Raw genomic sequence first — 17838 nt, forward strand, 5'->3', positions numbered from 1 at the left:
GTCAGAATGTTGTCAGAAGAAAATAAAGTCCTGGACTGTCGCTGTTTTATTGAACTAACGTTCCCCGTTAAATTAATAACTCTATCTGCAATTTCCCTTACTGTCCATCATGTATTATGATTCTATAAAAAGGGAAGGGACTCTTCTGCCCATGGAATTATCGAGGTCTCAGCAATTAGCTCAAGAGTATATAACAAATTACGCAAGAAGCCGCAAAAATGAGGTGGAGCAAACAATTAGGGAAATCCTTCAAATGTCCAGCATCGAGCTGAAGACATTTGAAGATGCTATCACTAAACTAAAATCTCATGCAAGTATTGCGCTACACTTTCACCCAGATCGATTAGATCCGACCATGAAAAGTGTTGCTGAAGCACTACTTGAGCAGGGAATTTATAAAAGCCAGTTTGAGACTTTCCTATCGAATGGAAGTGTATCAGCATTTTCAGGTGGTGAACGTGACGTTTGGGAGAATAAAATGTTTGGCGGAGCGTACCAAATAAATGGCTCAACCAATAGCGAACGGCCCAAGTATGGGGCACTCAATGTCATGTTACATCCCGATGGACCTGCTCCACGTTTTGGATCATGCTATTTCCTTTTATCCCCTGAGGTCTCTCATCGTTGCACTTATACTTATTTGGATTCTCACCAAGACCCCAAGGAAAAGGGGACGTATGAGGAATTTGGCCTCATTTTGGCTGCTCTCATGAGGGATGCGTTCTATAGTGATTTTGCCATTGGTGAAAGAAATCTGACGGTTCGAAAGTTAATCGACCATATGCTCGTCAATCTGGAGAAACCATTCCAAAATCCATCAGACAAAGAGCCCAACCGAAATCTTAACCACTATATCGAAGCTCAGGTTCATGGTGACATTTTTCTTAAAGAAGACGTAAAGATACTTGTTGCCGATCCATCATTTAAGGGCACCCATACAGGACGAATCTTAGAACAGATATGTTTAAAGTATTCAGTTGATCTTTACTGGCACATGGGCTTTACGCTTTTGGTTGATGAGGTTCCTATGAATTTTAGAGGTCCTTCGATGCCTTCACTAGCCAAAAGAATTGCGCAAAGTGATTTTATTGATGTAAATATGATTGGCTCTGCAGCTATGGACTTGAAACGAAATCCAAGTAATTGGAGCGATAGAGGAACCTACAAAGAAGTTCTGCAAGAATTAAAATTACTCTGGCATGTTTTAGTGAGATATGGAAAGCCAATGGAAAAGTGAACAATTTTCCATGAAGATGGAGCAATTCTGTTAGCGTAATAGGAGGTTACCAGTCTAATACTTTATTTTCTTTTAACAGATGTTGAATGTAACTTTCTGACAGGCATTACTGCGTGCTTCTGTTTACCAATTCACGCGGATTGATGCCATCGTCTATTGTTAGCGGGATGCGTGCTCCTTTGGAGATTTGCTCCCAAGGCACCATTTTAAAGTTCTGATTCAGCTTTTTGCCGTTTTGAAGATTTTCATCATCTTGTACAACGAAGATACCGTGCGGGAAATCCTTGCCTAAACCATAGCCAAGAACATCAATACCGTCTGTAAAAGAGGTCCCGTCCACCGTAGGGCTGGCGTTGATCGTAAAGTTGCTTATATAAGCGTTGTCGCTTTGTCGTTCATAGATTGCATAGCTGCTGTTTCCTTGGCTGGAAGCGATGAGATACCCCTTGCCGTCTTTGCCGTAATACAATGTAAGTCCCTCTATGTCATCTTGAAGTCTGCGTCCGTCTGCAACATCCACACGTCGTAGCGGCTCGGAAGAACCGTCTGGCTCGGCATCATATTTCCAAATGGCGTGATCCTCTTCAGCAATGTAAACCGTGCCATATTCATCATCAGCGACCATGCCTTCAGATTGCGTAGCGAGCTTGAACTGGCGGACAAGCTTACCAGCTATTTTGCCATTTCCGTTGTCCGTCAGCTCATATTGTTCAAATTCACCCTCTTTGCCCAAAACGAGCGCGTAAAACTTGTCTGTCTTGAGGCTATGGTACAGGCTGAACCCGTATACTTCTTTCATAGATGATTTAATAGGCTGGTCAACCACGTTTGTTAACGTTCCTGATACTCCATCAATGGCAAAAATATCAACGGTGTTGTTGGTGCGATTGGTTGCTCCTGCAATATCAATCTTTTTGCCGCCCAGTGTAAAACCGTAACGGATATCCACGTTGTTCATTTTGCCGACTTTATAGTTTTGTAATTGCTTGCCTTGCAGATCATAGACCAAAATTCCGCCGCCTTTATTGGTCGCTATAAGTCTGCTTTTCTCCGGGTCTGCCGGATTGAGCCAGATAGCAGGGTCGTCTGCCGCGTCATCCCCATCCTCCACTGCTTCTGTCTCAGCAGTAGGGGTAACCTTGTAGGTAGGAACTGCGTCTTTGGGATCAGCATATTTGCTGTTTTCTGTCTCAAGCGTGGCAAGCAGCTTTGCCGGAAGATATAAATTCCCGCCGACCATCTTGATTTCACGATCTGCTTCTCCGGTTTGGCCTGCCAGACGATAGGTCTTCTCACCGACGGTAAAGGTGCCGACAATGCCGTTTTTCAGCTTGACCGCAGCAGACTTGTCGTCACTGTCCCATGTAATGACCGCTCCCATTTTTTCCGCCTGTGTTCGCAGCGGTGCATACCCGGATGACTGAACGTCTGCCGCCTTGGTTATTTCAGCAGGTGATACCAAAGCCCCGGCCAAGACTGTCAACAGGGCTAGTTTAGTTGTCTTCATATGTATACCCCTTTTCACGATGTAAAATCTATAGCTGACTTAGTATAAAGGGGCAATATAACGGGAGTATGTTAAAAATGTAAAGGAGATGTAATGCCTGTACATTTTTCGATTCAATGAGCCGGCTTCCAATATTGTTGCCTATAGTTTTTCGGGGACATACCGAATTTTTGTTTAAAGCATTTGGAAAAATAGCTGGCTTGGGAGAACCCTGTTTCTTCTGTGATTTGTTGGACGGACCAGTCGGTTTGCAGCAGGAGACTGCGTCCTTGATCCAGACGATAATCCATTAAATATTCAAGCGGCGTACGGTGGAAAGCGGTCTTCATGCATCTGGCGAGATAGTTTTGATGTACGTGAAAATGGGCCTCCAGGTCTTTGTTGGTGATCGTATTTTTGTAATTCTGTTTCAGGTAAATTTCGATCTGTTCCGCTAACTTAGAGGAGCTGTCTTTATTATTCTGATCATGCTCCAAACTTTGAAAAATATTCACAAACGTCTGTTGGGCCTCCCATAATGCCAGCTTTCTAGGTTTTAAAGTAGAGGATAACAAGTAGTCCAGCTTGGAAAATAGCTCATGCGGATTCACCACTTTTTGGATTTTGGGCAAATGAATGGTCGTATGTTCTGAATGAAAATGCAGCTCGGGAATGGGGGTGCTAGGTACAATAAGATCGGGCGAGGATTGTGCGCACCATGTGCTATTGGTTTGAAAGTGGAACCAGTAAAAGGAGGTTTGTTCTGTACATGCCTCAATGGGAAAATGGTGTTTATCCGGCTCAAGAATGAGAGCGTAATTTTCAGTTACCTTCCACGCTTCATCCTCCTCGCCTATGTGCAACAGACCTTCCTTGACAATAATAACGTCAAAATAGCCCAGATTATAACGATTCGGGTGCCAATCCCCTTTTTGGTATGTAGTAATATTCCCCTCAATGAAATAAGGCAATGGAGGGACAAGGAAGGACAAAAAGTCGGTTTTACTCATGGAAGTCAGCTCCTTTATGTGTGTGAAATCGTATAACTTTTAGTTAAGGATTGCGATTTTTTTTATAAATTCAGATTGATAAAATAAGGACTGTAGCAAGGGAAGCTCAGGTTAGCTTGGCCGGGTATTTATCTTTACTTTATCCTTATTTTTTCAAAAATGAAAGCGTTCTATTTTCAGGAAGGGATGTTTATCCAATGAAAACAGCAAAGCCAGTAAAACATGTCGTCGTTGAGGATTCATTTTGGAAAAAGTATAAGCAGGTTGTGGCGGAAGAGGTCATTCCTTATCAGTGGAAAGCATTAAATGATGAATTACCAGATACAGAACCCAGTCATGCGATTGAAAACTTTAAAATTGCGGCTGGTGAATCCAGCGGGGAGTATTATGGAACCGTTTTCCAAGATAGTGATATTGCCAAATGGCTGGAGACGGTGGCCTTTAGTTTAAGGGATCATCCGAACCCTGAACTTGAAGAACGGGCGGATGAAGTGATTGCGCTGCTGGGAAGAGCTCAAGCTGAAGATGGATATTTGAATACGTATTATTTGCTGAAAGAGCCCAACAATCGTTGGACCAACTTACGCGATAACCATGAGCTATATTGTGCGGGACATTTTATAGAAGCGGCGGTTGCCTATTACGAAACGACAGGCAAAACGAAGTTTCTTCACATTATGGAGAAATACGTGGACCTGATCCAGCAGATTTTTGGTACGGAAGAGGGCAAACGAAAAGGCTACCCTGGGCATGAAGAAATTGAGCTGGCTTTGATCAAACTATATGATGTGACTGAAAATGATAAGTATTTAAAATTAGCACAATATTTTATCGAACAGCGGGGGCAGCACCCGATTTATTTTGAAGAGGAACGAGAGAACAGAAAACAAATTCAAACAGAGCCCACCTGGAATGATGATAACAACATTAATTTTGGCTTAGGCTTTGAATACCAGCAGGCACACAAGCCTGTTCGGAAACAAACAGAGGCCGTCGGTCATGCCGTAAGAGCGGTGTATCTGTATATTGCAATGGCAGATTTGGCTGCGAAAACAGGAGATGCCTCCCTTTTAAAAGCCTGTGAAACCCTGTGGGACGATGTCACGAACCGAAAAATGTACATTACTGCCGGCATAGGCTCTTCTGTAAATGCAGAAGCGTTCACTTGCAATCATGATCTCCCGAATGACAGCATGTACTGCGAAACCTGTGCCTCTGTAGGGCTGGCCTTCTGGGCCAATCGTATGCTGCGCTTAGCGCCAGACCGGAAATATGCCGATGTGCTGGAGCGTGCGCTGTACAATGGGACAATTAGTGGGATGGATCTGGATGGGAAACGATTTTTCTACGTAAACCCACTGGAAGTAAATCCTTTTCAAAAATCCAGAAAAGATCAGGAGCATGTAAAAACAGAACGGCAAAAATGGTTCTTCTGTGCGTGCTGTCCGCCCAATTTAGCGCGCATGATCGCTTCGGTCGAAGATAATATGTACACCCAAACCAAGGATACTCTGTATACGCACCTGTATATTGCAAGCAAGGTAAACATGGTTTTATCCGGTCAAAAGGTTGAAATTACACAGACTCATCATTATCCATGGGATGCGGACCTGACCTTTTCGATTCATGCAGCAGAGCCGACTTCCTTTACATGGGCACTTCGGATTCCGGGTTGGTGCAAGCAGGCAGAGGTGAAGGTGAATGGCGAAACCATTTCATTACACCATCTGGAAAAAGGCTATGTAGAAATTCAACGCACCTGGAATGACGGTGATGTGGTAACTCTGCATTTGGCTATGCCCGTTGAACGGATTCGGAGCAATCCTCTTGTCTCCATGAATCAGCAGCAAGTTGCTCTCCAACGCGGCCCAATCGTGTATTGTCTGGAAGAAGTGGATAACGGGGAGAACTTGGCTGGACTAAGATTGCCCAAGGACAGTCTCATTACAGAAGAGTTTAGCGAAAACCTGCTTGGTGGCATTGTAAAGCTGACCACGGAGGGGTATCGGGTGAAAAATTCACCGGCATTATATAGCTCGGAGCCCCCTGAATTGGTTTCTCAACAAATCACAGCTATTCCTTACTACGCCTGGTGCAATCGGGATAAAGGGGAAATGCGTGTGTGGGTTTATGAATCATAATTCATTCTTATGGGGAGAGAAGAGATCATGAGCACGAGAATTGTGAGTACGGAACCACCCGAGAAAGCAGACAGTACAGTTCCTTTTCATCGTAAAATCAGCTATTCATTAACGGATACAGCGGGCAATCTTTTATACTGTGTCATTTCCAGTTATCTATTGTATTTTTATACCGATGTGTTCGGTCTTTCTATTGGGATTGCCGGGACATTACTATTTATCACCCGCTTCATTGATGCCATTGATGCCCCGATCTGGGGCATCCTGATTGACCGAACCAAGTCAAAATACGGGCAGAGTAGACCTTACTTTTTATGGTTATGTATCCCGTTTGCGGTGTTCATGGTTCTTACGTTCACAACACCCAACTGGAGTGAGTCTGGAAAGATTGCGTACGCAGCCATCACTTATATCATAGCCGGTATCCTGTATACAGGAATCAGTACGCCCATTACGTCCATTCTGCCTAACCTGAGCACGAACTCTAACGAGCGTGTCGTATTGAACTCCTTTCGTATGGTCGGGGGGAATGTGGGCTTCTTCATAGCCACGACGTTTACGTTGCCTTTAGTCGCCTTCTTTGGGCAGGGAAATGATCAAAAAGGCTTTTCCTTAACGCTCGTTTTATTTGGAATCATGGCTATTATCATGTTTTTGATAGCATTTGCTGATTTGCGAGAAAATGCAGGGGTTAAAACGAAATCTGTTCCGATTGCTAAAAGTTTTACAGCCATCAAACGAAACTGGCCCTGGATGCTCGTCGTAGCTGCTAACCTGTGCTATTGGATTGGCTTGAATATCCGTTCAGCCACGCTTATCTTTTATCTGCAATACAATCTGGACAGCAAAGACCTGGTCCCTTTAATCAACGGACTAACCTCATTACAATTGATCTCGATGGTTCTCATTCCGTTTTTCGCCAGAAAATTAAGTAAAAACAGCATCATGATTATTGGATTGATTTTGGCTGCACTGGGTCAGGTCGTGATTTTAATGGGCAGTACGGACTTAACCCTCATTATTATCGGCTGGATTATTGGTGCGTTAGGATCAGGCTTTGCATGCTCTATGCCGTTTGCAATGTTATCAGATACGGTCGATTACGGGGAATGGAAAAATGGTATTCGGGCAAGTGGCTTCCTGACCTCCATTGGAAGCGCATTCTGTATTAAAGCGGGTAGCGGAATCGGCGGATTATTGCCAGCATGGATCATGGGCAGCACCGGTTACATCGCTGGGAAAGTTCAAACCCCTACTGCGTTGTCTGGAATTCAGTTCAGCTTTATCTGGCTACCGTTTATCATCTTCCTGATCGGCATCATTCCTATGTTTTTGTATAAAAAATTCGAAAAGAATGAAGTATCCATTCAACAGGATTTAATTGCGAGAAGATAATTTTAATTCGTTTAACAAGGATTTAATCATATTGTAAAACATTAATGCTACTTCAAAACCTGTTCACTGAGCTGAGCAGGTTTTTATGTTTTTTTCTATTTTTAAATGTGAGCAAAACCATTGACAGGATTTTCTTTTGGAGTGATACTTCTATGTAGAGAAAAGTGTACAGAATCAAGAACTAGATACATCTAGCCTTGCAACTTTATACATTTTTTCGCCATGAAAGCTCTTCTGTTGAAGGGTTTTTTTCAATTTGATAAAAAGAATGTGATGATATGAGTCAACTGAGTGTAAGAATAAGAACACATGGCTTTCTGAATAGGCATTTTTCGGGAGCGTCTATTGATTATCGACAGATTATTGCTCTGTTTATCCCGCTTCTGATTGATCAGGCTTTTATCGTGGGTCTTAATTTGGTGAATACGGCAATGATCAGCTCATCGGGTATGGCGGCGGTCAGCGCGGTGAATATGATTGATTCCCTGAATATTTTCTTGATTAATGTATTTGTCGCTGTGTCTACCGGGGGAACGGTTGTCGTGGCACAGTACAAGGGGAGCGGTAACGACCTTATGGTCTCTAAAGCCGCATCCGGCACCATTTCCTCCGTTTCCTTGCTGGCTTTGGCTATCAGTCTGTTTATGATTTTGCTGTACAATCCGATCTTAAGTATTCTGTTTGGGTCCGCCTCGGCTGATGTATTAGCTAACGGTAAGGTGTATCTGCTGGGAAGCTGTATGTCTTTCGTGGGGATTGCGATCGTTGAGGCGGTGTGTGGAGCGCTGAGGGGGATAGGGAAGACGAGGGCATCGCTGGCTCTTTCTCTCATCATGAACCTCTCGTACGTTCTTTTAAATGTAGTATTCATTAATGTATTGGACATGGGTGTGCTGGGCATGACGATTGCCGTAAATGTGTCCAGATATGCAGGGGCAGTCTGCGCGTTGATCTATTTGGTCAGGGTAGATGACGACTTGCGTGTTCAGCTTAGAGATATGCTTTATTTTAATCTAGCCATGCTTAAAAAGATTCTGTTCATCGGCCTTCCTTTTGCAGCGGAACAGATGTTTTTCAATGGGGGTAAAATTTTAACCCAAATTTTCATTGTGAGCCTGGGAACAAATGCGTTGGCGACGAATGCCATTTGCTCATCATTAGCTAACGTGTTCCAAATTCCTGCGAATGCCTTGGCTCTTACGATTGTGACTGTAGTTGGTCAATGTATGGGTCGTCGAAATGTCGAGGATGCCCGCAAGTTTACCAAATCATTTATTTGGCTATCGTCTTGTTCTTTTATTGTAATGGGATTAATCCTGATGCCTTTGTTCAAGCCAATGGTGGGTCTGTTTCATCCGCCTGCTGAAATCGTAGATGACATTTTCATTGTCATACTGATTAATACGTTGGCCCAGATCCCGCTTTGGTCCATTGCCTTTATTACACCCTCTGCGCTTAGGGCAGCAGGTGATTCGAAATTTACGTCCCTCACCTCGATGCTGTCCATGTGGTTGTGCAGGGTGGTGCTTGGGTATATTTTGGGCATTGTGTTCAATCTGGGGATTGTTGGTGTCTGGCTGGCTATGGATATTGAATGGGGCGTGCGGGGGATCGTTTTCCTTTGGCGCTTCCGTGGCAACAAATGGGTCCAGCATCGTTTGATCGACTGAATAGGTCCACTACCTTAGAATTGATTCTCAATGAAGGCAATTACGGTAGTGGATTATTTTTTTCTATTCCTGTACTTCGTTCAGGCTCTTACTTCATCCTGATCCCTATATTACCTAACTGTGCTCCCTGCTGCATACGGTGGAAGGCTTGTGCCGTGTCTTGTAAAGGGAATACGCTATCTATAATTGGATGGAGTGCATGGCGCTCCATGAATTGAAGCATATCTGCGAATTCCTCGCCGCTGCCCATGGAGGTGCCGATGATGCTGATTTGAGGGAAAAATATAGACCGCAGCGGAATCTCTATTCGATCTCCTGAGCTTGCGCCAAATGTAACGATTCGACCGTTCGGTTTGAGGATTTCCAGGTATTTGTCGAACGTAGCGGGGCCGATACTGTCAAGGATCAGATCCACGGCGTCTCCCTTCACACTTTCTTTCCAATCGCCATAGCTGTCAAATGCTTGATTAGCGCCATGGGCGAGGGCAGCTTGTCTTTTCGCTTCGCTACGTGATGTGACGCTGACCCGTGCGCCCGCCGCTAAAGCCATAAGCATGGCATACGTGGCCACGCCGCCGCCAATGCCGGGAATGAGGACATGCTCACCCTGCTGTAATTGGCCTCTGGTAAAGAGAGCGCGGTAAGCAGTTAAAGCAGACAAAGGTAGCACCCCTGCTTCGTCCCAAGATAGGTAAGCTGGCTTGCGGACGGCATTTTGTACGGGGATGGTGACCGATTCAGCGAATGTCCCGTCTAAAGGTCCGCCCAGAATGGCTGGAACCAAGGGAATGTGGTGCGTATGCTCCCATCCGATACATGGATTAATGATTACATCGGTGCCTACCAGCGAGATTGGGACGCCATCACCCACAGCCTCGATCACACCTGCGCCATCCGACCCGAGAATGAGTGGAGTATCGTTGGCGCTTCGATCCGCCATGAGGAATAGATCTCGATGGTTCAATCCTGCGGCTTGGAGCCTTACCTTCACTTCGTCGTGCCCCGGCTGTCTGTCCGTAACTTCTTTATACATAAGGCCCTCAATGCTTTTTTTGCTGGCATGTATCATGGCTTTCATTGTAAAACCTCCCGTGGTTCGAATTGAGATGCATTTGCATGTATATTGAATTGTACAGAGCGATAAGCATCCGGTAAAATGAACAAAATCGAACGTGAGTATCATAAATGATCATACCAAGCAGGTGACGTATATATGGAAAGCAGTGATTTGAAAATATTTCAGGCTGTCGCTCGCGAGGGCAGTATCACGAAGGCTGCGCAGGTTTTGAACTATGTACAGTCCAATGTGACCTCCCGGATTCAGCAGCTTGAGGCACAATTGAACGTACCGCTTTTTCGTCGATCTAATCGCGGAATGACGCTAACGCCGGCAGGAGAGAATCTGCTGGGTTATGCGGATACAATCCTGACCTTGCTGGACGAGGCTGTAAAGTCCACTCAATATTCGGACCATCCTACGGGACCTTTGCGATTGGGCTCGATTGAGACAACGGCGGTCACGCATTTGACTTCATTATTAGCGGAATACCACTCACAATACCCGGATGTCCAACTATCCCTTTTGACAGGCGGCACGCATGATCTCGTACAAAAGGTATTGAATTATGAATTAGAGGGGGCCTTCGTCTATGGGCCTGTCGATGATCCGCATATAGACCATGTTGCGGCCTATGAAGAGGAATTGGTGCTTATCTCGGAATCTGGGAACAAGAACATGGGCGAGCTGCTTGCCAAGCCTATGCTGTTTTTCGACGTGGGCTGCACACATCGGGCAAGAGCGGAAAGTTTTTTGAGCGAAACAGGTATTAATGCCTATCAGATTATGGAATTTGGAACATTGGAAGTGATTCTGGGTGGTGTAGCTTCTGGTCTGGGAGTGTCCATGCTGCCACAATCCTCAATTGCGAAGGCGGAGGAAACGGGAAGTATTGCTTCACATCGTCTGCCTGAAAAATATCGGAAATTGGAGGTGTGGTTTGTTCATCGGCGGGATTCCGTTTGCTCCAGTGCGCTGTCAGGCTTGCTTCACTGGATGAAAAGGGACGCTATACTGAATGAGGATTTAATTTGACATTAGAGGTGTATGATTTGGAGGAAAATGATTTAATGAAACATCCATCCACCGTAGTACCGGGTGAGCATGTAGTCAATGGGAGCTATATTCGACCCGAGCCGGACAGGATGGCTGTGTTATCAGCAACATACGGAGCCTCTATTTTTTTCAGAAGATGGGCTGCCTGGATGATTGACTTCATCCTTATCGTTTTTGGATATGGAGGACTGGTTTATTTTGCAGCGAAAAAGATAGCTGCTGCCGAAAGTCCCAATATCGTTATGGTTGTGGGTATCTTCCTGATCGGCTCCTTCTGCTATTATCTTTTACTGGAAGGACTTACAGGTTATACGCTGGGCAAGTTTGTACTTCGTATTCAGGTCGTGAATGGAGAGGGAAGGCCGCCGGGCATGGTTAAATCCTTGATCCGCACCCTCATACAGCTAGTGGATACGAATCCGCTGTTTTTCCTGGGACTGCCTGCGGGTTTATGTGTGCTGGTGACACCTAGAAAACAGCGGCTTGGCGATATGGCTGCGAATACATATGTGGTTAAGGTACGGGATTTGGGGACAGTGGGCAGAAAAAAAACCGGAATTTTTACCGGGGCAATCATTCTGATGACGATCATTTCGGCCATCTTTGCTGTATCCCTTATTTCTTCTCTCATCACACAAGTAACCAAGCCCGACGTTTTTGTCAGTAAGGATGATCAGTTTGAAGTTACGGCTCCGTGGAGCTGGTCACGGGATTATACGATTAATGAGGATGCGGATATCTCCATTAAAAATGAATTTACAGAAAGATACTTGATTGTATTGTCTGAACCGAAAAGCGATTTCGACAGCAGTATGACTCTTCAAGAGTATAAACAGATCATTCAGGGCCATATAGAATCAGGGCTTACAACCCCTGAATCGGGGAAGGCTTCCAATATCGTTGTAAACGGCTATCCTGCTATTGAATTTACCCTAAAAGGAGAAGTGGAAGGTACTCCAGTTATGTATAACGTGACTACGATAGAGACTCCTTCGCATTATCACCAAGTGCTTGCTTGGACGTACGCTTCCCGATATGGTCGATCACAGCAAGAGCTGCGCAAGATTAGAAACAGTTTTCGTGAAGTTAAACATTAGGCTTTACCTATGATGTTAAGCTATACAGCGCGCAGTAAGCAGAAAAAGCAGACGGCTCACAAGAGCGTCTGCTTTTCTTGTATATAAGTCATTTTATCCCGCATTAGAATGTCGAATTACCCGCAATCCCGCGACCTTCGCAACCTTGCCTTGTGGATGGGCTTTAAACTGGATTGTAACTTCATCCTTTTGAGCCGTCACGGACAGAGGAAGCTCATAGACGAAGGTCCCAAATTTGTTCATTTCCTCCGACTCCAGCTTGCCTTCTTCTAAAATCTGTCCATCTGCGATGATATCAAAGTCACGATGAGGGCGGTCAGCATCCTTGAGATAAGTCACCGCTAAGTGGACCGGCTCATCCGGAAGAATCTTCATGACAAAAGAAAACCAGCCCCCAGGCCAGGTATCACGATATTTACGGTTATAGATAGAGCCCAGACTCACATGTTCGCCTGCAAAGGCATGATCCCGTTCAGGCTGCATTTCGGCAGGCTGCACAACATCCACCGTAAGTTGTTCGAGCTGCAACTGATAGGCTAACGCAGTACGGTATTCCGCCTCTGTGGACGTCCATTCTTCCTTGGAAAAGAGGTCCCAGTAAACAGTATAAGAACGATCATACATCTGATAAAATGGGCGAAGCTCCAAGTCTCTGACATACCCTAAATCGTTCATCCGGAACATATTTGGCTTGTTCCCGTCAGGAACCAGCTTCGAGGTCAACGAATCAGTTGCTCCGACCAGAACAGACGCAAGCAGATGCTCTTCATTGGACTCCTGTTCTACGGGCCCAAGGTCTCCAGCCAGTACAAGCGGCCCATACATAAAAGCAATCCGGCGCGGATTATCCGGCATTTCCTCGACTCTCACCGTCATGGGAATGTCATACTCGACCGTATCCCCATCGTTCCATTCCCGTTCGATTACAACATAGCTGGTAGGGCAAGCCTCCGCGGCAAACTCTTCCCCGTTGATTTTGATGATCATACCTTGTTCCGCCCAATGCGGGCATCTCAGCTTGATTGTGAAGAATTTTGACTCCTTGCTGATGACGCGCAGCGTTCCCCGACCATTTTGCGGAAAGAGAGTTTCTTGTTTGAGCTGTACGCCCATCTCATCCCAAGTCACGGTAGAAGGGACATACTGATTGACATAGATCGTTTTTGGCGTGTGAAAGTAGATTGCAGTACCGTACATGGAGTGGCTTTCCATACCGGACCCGACACAGCATGTAAAATCCTCATATTGAGAATTGAAGGACTTGTGCCCGCCCATTTCCAGCGATACAAAGTAGCATACACGTCCATCGACGGGCTGCTGTGAAGCCAGAATATGATTGAACATTGCCCGTTCATAGTAGTCTGCGTACGCTGCATATGCGTCCCATTCGAACATATGCCTCGTTAATTTCAGCATGTTATAGGTGTTACAGGTCTCACAGGTGCCTTCGCCCAGGCGGTCATTCAGCTTCCCCGGCTCCCCAAAATGCTCGTTATAGCTATTGCCGCCAATGACATAGGAATGCTTGTGAACAACCCGATCCCAGAAAAAGCGGGAGAGATCCGCATATTGCGGTTTTCCGGTCATTTCATATTGCCGTGCAGCGCCAATGATTTTGGGGATTTGGGTATTGGCATGTCGTCCTGCCAGCGTATCGTGGTTTACTGCCAGATCGTTCAGCACTTCCCCATGATAAAAGCGTTCCGCCAGCTTCAAGAAGCGCTCTTCCCCGGAATGCTCCGCCAGATCAGTCAGCACCTCGTTCATACCGCCAAATTCGCAATGAAGCACCTGCTGCACCTGATCGTCGTTCAGCCCTTGAAATACATCCTCCAGCCAGTTGCCGAGTTTGATTTCCATCGCCAGAGCCTTGGGATGATGCGCGAGCAGATAGGCATCCCGTAAACCAGCGAAGAGCTTATGCATGGTGTATAGCGGCACCCAGCCTCCGTTCAGATCAAAGCCCTGCGAGCGTATATCGCCAGCCTTCACTTCCTCGAAAAGCTCTTTCCCACGCGGAATACCGGAAATGTATCCGTTTCCATGATTGTTTTGACATATTTCCAGTTCGTCGATGACATAATGTACTCGTTCAAGCAGCTTTTCGTCACCCGTTGAGGCAAACATCAGCGAGCAACCCGACAGATAGTGTCCGAGAGTATGCCCACTGATGCCGCGGGATTCCCAGCCTTCATAGTGAGCCGCTTTGGGCTCCAGTCCTGCATATTCACGAAAGCGTGATAATAAACGATCGGGTTCCAAACTCAGCAGATAGGCCGCGTTCAGTTCCATAGCATGGTAAAGTGGGCCGGAATCAATGCTTACGTTATGCAAGTCAAAAGCTTCTGCTTTCAAAATCATCGCTCCTTAGCTAAGATGAAAGTGTATATTTCTCCACTACATTAGCATTGCCATCGCGGTATGTCAGTAGCTTAACCATACAATGGGTGGACAAATCCGAACATGAAGCTAAAGAGGCGATAACATGACCTATCTGAAAGTCAATGTAGATGCTCCCATTCAACTAATCTCGGCAGGCGAGTTTGTTTCCGAGGTGCCCTGGAAGCATATGAGCCGTTCCATTGAGAACTTTGAGTTGATCCTTGGTGTGCGGGAGACGGTATATATACGGGAGGAACAGGAGCATTTTGAGGTAGGAGAAGGGGATATTCTATTGCTTTATCCCGGTTGTACGCATGGAGGATACCAGGAATCGGTGCCGGGAGTTACATTTTACTGGTTTCACTTCGATGTTCCCACGACCCCAAATGTATTATCCCATGAAGAAATGAAGCAGGAGACCCGCGTTATGGATGCTCATTTGCAGCGCCATGGTTTTGTACGGGATATCTATCTACCGCAATGCGTGCGCGCGGACAATGGAGACCGGATTCATATTATCGTCAATCAGATTCTGCACGTAGCCAATTCGCACTATCTTACGTATCACAGTGTAAATTATCTGTTCACCTCGCTGCTGATCGAGATATCTGAGCTGGCCCTCAGCCGCTTGACCTCCAGTCCCGCCAGCCCACAGGGGAATGTGAGCTTTAACAAAATTATCGAGTGGACCCGTATTCATGCCGAAGAACCGATGGCAGTGACGGATTTAGCACGAAAATTCAATTACAACAAGGATTATATATCCCGTTTGTTCAAGCAAAATACAGGTATGCGCCCCTTGGAGTTCATTCACAGCATCCGTATCAATAAAGCCAAGGAGCTGATTTCCCGTACAGATATGAGCATTAAGCAGGTGGCGGAAGAAGCGGGATATACGGATGAGAAGTACTTTATGCGTATGTTTAAAAAAATAGTGAATATGACTCCTTCGCAGTACCGGAATGCCTATCACAAAACATTTATGAACAAAGTCTGACGGCAAGCCAAAGCGCCTAGTGCGCTTTTTTTCTTTTCCATTCCCAAAAATTAACTCTAATGCATTTCCGCTTGGATAGGGAAATTTTATAGGTAAAACATTAGCAGGGAGTGGGCTAGAATGAACTTGTAAGCGTTTCACTTATAGATAGAAGGGAGGAGAGACATCCACCATGATTACTAGAGAACAGATTTATCTGGATGAGAAGCTGGAGACAAAATCGGCTGTATTTGAATTTATTGCCCAAGAGGCTGAGAAGCTGGGTGTCACCGTCCATAGAGAGCAGCTGGTGCAGGATTTGTGGGAAAGGGAGAAGGTATATTCGACGGGCCTTCAGGATCAGTTTGCCATACCTCATACGCAGAGCGAAGCAGTCACAAGACCAGCAGTTCTGGTTATCCGATTGCAAGATAGTATTGATTGGGCATCTCATGACGGTAAGCCTGTCCAGTATATTTTCAGTATTTTGGTGCCAAAAGGTTCCGTGGATGTATCCCATTTGCAAATTATATCCTCACTCGCAACCCTTCTATTGGAGGATTCCTTCAAAGAGGCAGTAGCGGGTGCCAAGAGCGGCGACGATGTGTATCATTTGCTCGAACAATATACAGAAGGGTTGGTGTCATAATGAAAATCGTAAGCGTTACATCGTGTATAGCAGGTTTGGCTCATACCCCCATGGCGGCAAAAGCACTGGAAAAAGCAGCAGCACAGCTCGGTCACAACATTAAAGTGGAACAGCAGGGTGCGCTAGGCCAGGTGAACAAGCTTACGGAGGAAGAGATTGCAGCAGCGGACTTTGTACTGATTGCCTCGGACCAGACAGTAAAGGAAGCGGAGCGTTTTGAGGATAAACGAATCGTTCGTGTCAAAATCGGTCATGCGGTCAACAATGCGGAAGCGGTTCTCACCAAAGCGGTAGAAGCCATCTCGGCTCAAAAATAAGGCTAAGACTGGGGAACAGCAACATGTAGTAAAAAAGAAAAGCAGCAGCGTAGCTGCCTTGAATAACAACCGATTAGCCTTTGGATAACAGTAGTTTTCAAGATAGGAGAGAACATGATGAAAAAATGGCTGAGTGAAGCTAGAAAGCATCTAATGACAGGCATTTCCTACCTCTTGCCGGTTATTATTGCAGGTTCCCTGATTGTTGCGGTGTGTAAAATTATTGGGCTGACGATGGGGGTCACGGACTTTGGCCCCTATGCTGATAAAAGCGGATTTCTTCATATTTTATACTTGATGGAAAATGTCGGCTGGCGCGGAATTGGGCTGCTGAACATGGTGCTGGCCGGATATATCGCCTATTCGATTGCCGATAAGCCTGCGCTTGCTGCGGGGCTGATTGGTGGCGTACTGGCACAGGAAACGAACGCTGGTTTTCTGGGCGCGCTCGTTGCCGGGTTCTTTGCCGGATACCTCACCCTGTGGGTGAAAAATAAAGTGAAAATCACAGGCCCAGCCGCTGGTTCTGTTCCACTGATTATTCTACCGCTCATTACCGTAGGCTTAACGGGGATTCTCATGTCCGTCATCCTAGGTGGCCCGCTCAGTGCGATTAACGAAGGACTGGTTAACTGGATCAAGCATATGAGTGAAAGCGGAACCAGTACTCTGGTGCTTGCCCTGATTTTGGGAGCCATGATTGGATTCGACCTTGGCGGACCTGTCAATAAAGCAGCCTGGATGGCGGGAAATGCGTTATTCCTGTCAGGTGTATATTTGCCTAATATTTTCGTAAACATTGCCATCTGTATTCCACCATTGGGCTATGGACTTGCGACTCTGATTCTGAAGCATCGTTTTTCCAAAACGTATCGGGAAGCTGGAAAAGGCTCCGTGATCATGGGTGTTATCGGAATCACCGAAGGGGCTATTCCCTTTACGCTGCGCAACCCTGCCAAGCTGATTCCACTGAACATGATTGCCTGCGCAGCAGGTGCGGCATTGACAGCTTTGCTGGGCGCACATGTCATCATGCCTCCAATCGGCGGCCTGTATGGTGCGATATCCGTAGGTGCTCCGTTTGCTTATCTGATTGGAGGGATTACGGGAGCTTTAATCATTGTAGCGGGAACTCTACTCGTCAACTTCCGTGAGGAAGAAAAGCAGCAGGCAGATACGAAAGAAGCGTCCGTCAAGAAAAATGGAGAAGACATCGAACTGGTATTTGACTAAATTTTTCCTGAACTTCACTAGATAAGTTGAATTCAAAAAATGCACATTAAAACGAAGTAGACGGAATGGTGCTGTACAAGCGAAGCGGTCGCTTTTGTCCCCGGATTTCTACTCTGATTATAGGCTTTATTC

Annotated in this window: 14 protein-coding genes; 10 read left to right on the top strand and 4 right to left on the bottom strand. The window is 45.8% G+C overall.

Features of this window, described 5'->3' with window-relative positions; genetic code table 11:
- The first annotated feature begins 151 nt into the window (after window positions 1–151).
- Complete coding sequence (locus tag ACWXW9_RS20340) at window positions 152–1237, top strand: DUF3626 domain-containing protein (RefSeq protein WP_494930886.1); 1086 nt, start codon at window positions 152–154, stop codon at window positions 1235–1237.
- Window positions 1238–1343: 106 nt separating this feature from the next.
- On the opposite strand, the gene ACWXW9_RS20345 is transcribed toward ACWXW9_RS20340, so the two are convergent.
- The gene (locus ACWXW9_RS20345) at window positions 1344–2744 is read right to left on the bottom strand and encodes a phytase (RefSeq protein WP_494930887.1); all 1401 of its coding nucleotides are present in this window, start codon (window positions 2742–2744) and stop codon (window positions 1344–1346) included.
- A 113-nt stretch (window positions 2745–2857) separates the two neighbouring features.
- A complete protein-coding gene (locus ACWXW9_RS20350) occupies window positions 2858–3733 on the bottom strand; it encodes a helix-turn-helix transcriptional regulator (protein ID WP_494930888.1) in 876 nt (291 codons plus the stop codon).
- A 197-nt stretch (window positions 3734–3930) separates the two neighbouring features.
- Between ACWXW9_RS20350 and ACWXW9_RS20355 the strand changes: the two genes are divergently transcribed.
- From ACWXW9_RS20355 to ACWXW9_RS20365, 3 genes are all read left to right on the top strand, one after another.
- A complete protein-coding gene (locus ACWXW9_RS20355) occupies window positions 3931–5874 on the top strand; it encodes a glycoside hydrolase family 127 protein (protein WP_494930889.1) in 1944 nt (647 codons plus the stop codon).
- 27 nt (window positions 5875–5901) lie between these two features.
- Window positions 5902–7269 carry a glycoside-pentoside-hexuronide (GPH):cation symporter gene (locus tag ACWXW9_RS20360; protein ID WP_494930890.1) on the top strand — a complete coding sequence of 456 codons (1368 nt, stop codon included), beginning with the start codon at window positions 5902–5904 and terminating at the stop codon, window positions 7267–7269.
- Window positions 7270–7547: 278 nt separating this feature from the next.
- Window positions 7548–8939, top strand: coding sequence for an MATE family efflux transporter (locus ACWXW9_RS20365; RefSeq protein ID WP_494930891.1), 1392 nt, complete (start codon window positions 7548–7550; stop codon window positions 8937–8939).
- An 88-nt stretch (window positions 8940–9027) separates the two neighbouring features.
- Here the strand turns inward: ACWXW9_RS20365 and ACWXW9_RS20370 are convergent, their stop codons facing one another.
- On the bottom strand, window positions 9028–10017 hold the full coding sequence (locus tag ACWXW9_RS20370; RefSeq protein WP_494930892.1) for a zinc-binding dehydrogenase: 990 nt from the start codon (window positions 10015–10017) through the stop codon (window positions 9028–9030).
- 135 nt (window positions 10018–10152) lie between these two features.
- Here ACWXW9_RS20370 and ACWXW9_RS20375 point away from each other — a divergent pair, with 135 nt between their 5' ends.
- Together ACWXW9_RS20375 and ACWXW9_RS20380 are read left to right on the top strand one after the other, a co-directional pair.
- Entirely contained in the window at window positions 10153–11031 is an 879-nt protein-coding gene (locus ACWXW9_RS20375; RefSeq protein ID WP_494930893.1) for a LysR family transcriptional regulator, read from the top strand.
- Window positions 11032–11066: 35 nt separating this feature from the next.
- The gene (locus tag ACWXW9_RS20380) at window positions 11067–12149 is read left to right on the top strand and encodes an RDD family protein (protein WP_494930894.1); all 1083 of its coding nucleotides are present in this window, start codon (window positions 11067–11069) and stop codon (window positions 12147–12149) included.
- Between the two features lie 93 nt (window positions 12150–12242).
- Here ACWXW9_RS20380 and ACWXW9_RS20385 read toward each other — a convergent pair whose 3' ends face one another.
- Window positions 12243–14504, bottom strand: coding sequence for a beta-L-arabinofuranosidase domain-containing protein (locus ACWXW9_RS20385; protein WP_494930895.1), 2262 nt, complete (start codon window positions 14502–14504; stop codon window positions 12243–12245).
- A gap of 130 nt (window positions 14505–14634) precedes the next feature.
- On the opposite strand from ACWXW9_RS20385, the gene ACWXW9_RS20390 reads away from it, so the two are divergent.
- The 4 genes from ACWXW9_RS20390 (at window position 14635) to ACWXW9_RS20405 (ending at window position 17706) form a co-directional block, all read left to right on the top strand.
- Window positions 14635–15528: an AraC family transcriptional regulator gene (locus tag ACWXW9_RS20390; protein WP_494930896.1), complete on the top strand. Its 894-nt coding sequence runs from the start codon at window positions 14635–14637 to the stop codon at window positions 15526–15528.
- Between the two features lie 172 nt (window positions 15529–15700).
- Window positions 15701–16156, top strand: coding sequence for a PTS sugar transporter subunit IIA (locus tag ACWXW9_RS20395; RefSeq protein WP_014279234.1), 456 nt, complete (start codon window positions 15701–15703; stop codon window positions 16154–16156).
- A complete protein-coding gene (locus ACWXW9_RS20400) occupies window positions 16156–16473 on the top strand; it encodes a PTS fructose transporter subunit IIB (protein WP_404592644.1) in 318 nt (105 codons plus the stop codon). The genes ACWXW9_RS20395 and ACWXW9_RS20400 overlap by 1 nt, the downstream gene beginning before the upstream one ends.
- A gap of 117 nt (window positions 16474–16590) precedes the next feature.
- Window positions 16591–17706, top strand: coding sequence for a PTS fructose transporter subunit IIC (locus ACWXW9_RS20405; protein ID WP_149095521.1), 1116 nt, complete (start codon window positions 16591–16593; stop codon window positions 17704–17706).
- The last annotated feature ends 132 nt before the right edge of the window (window positions 17707–17838 follow it).

It is taken from the genome of Paenibacillus sp. LT-B23 (genome assembly GCF_059417685.1).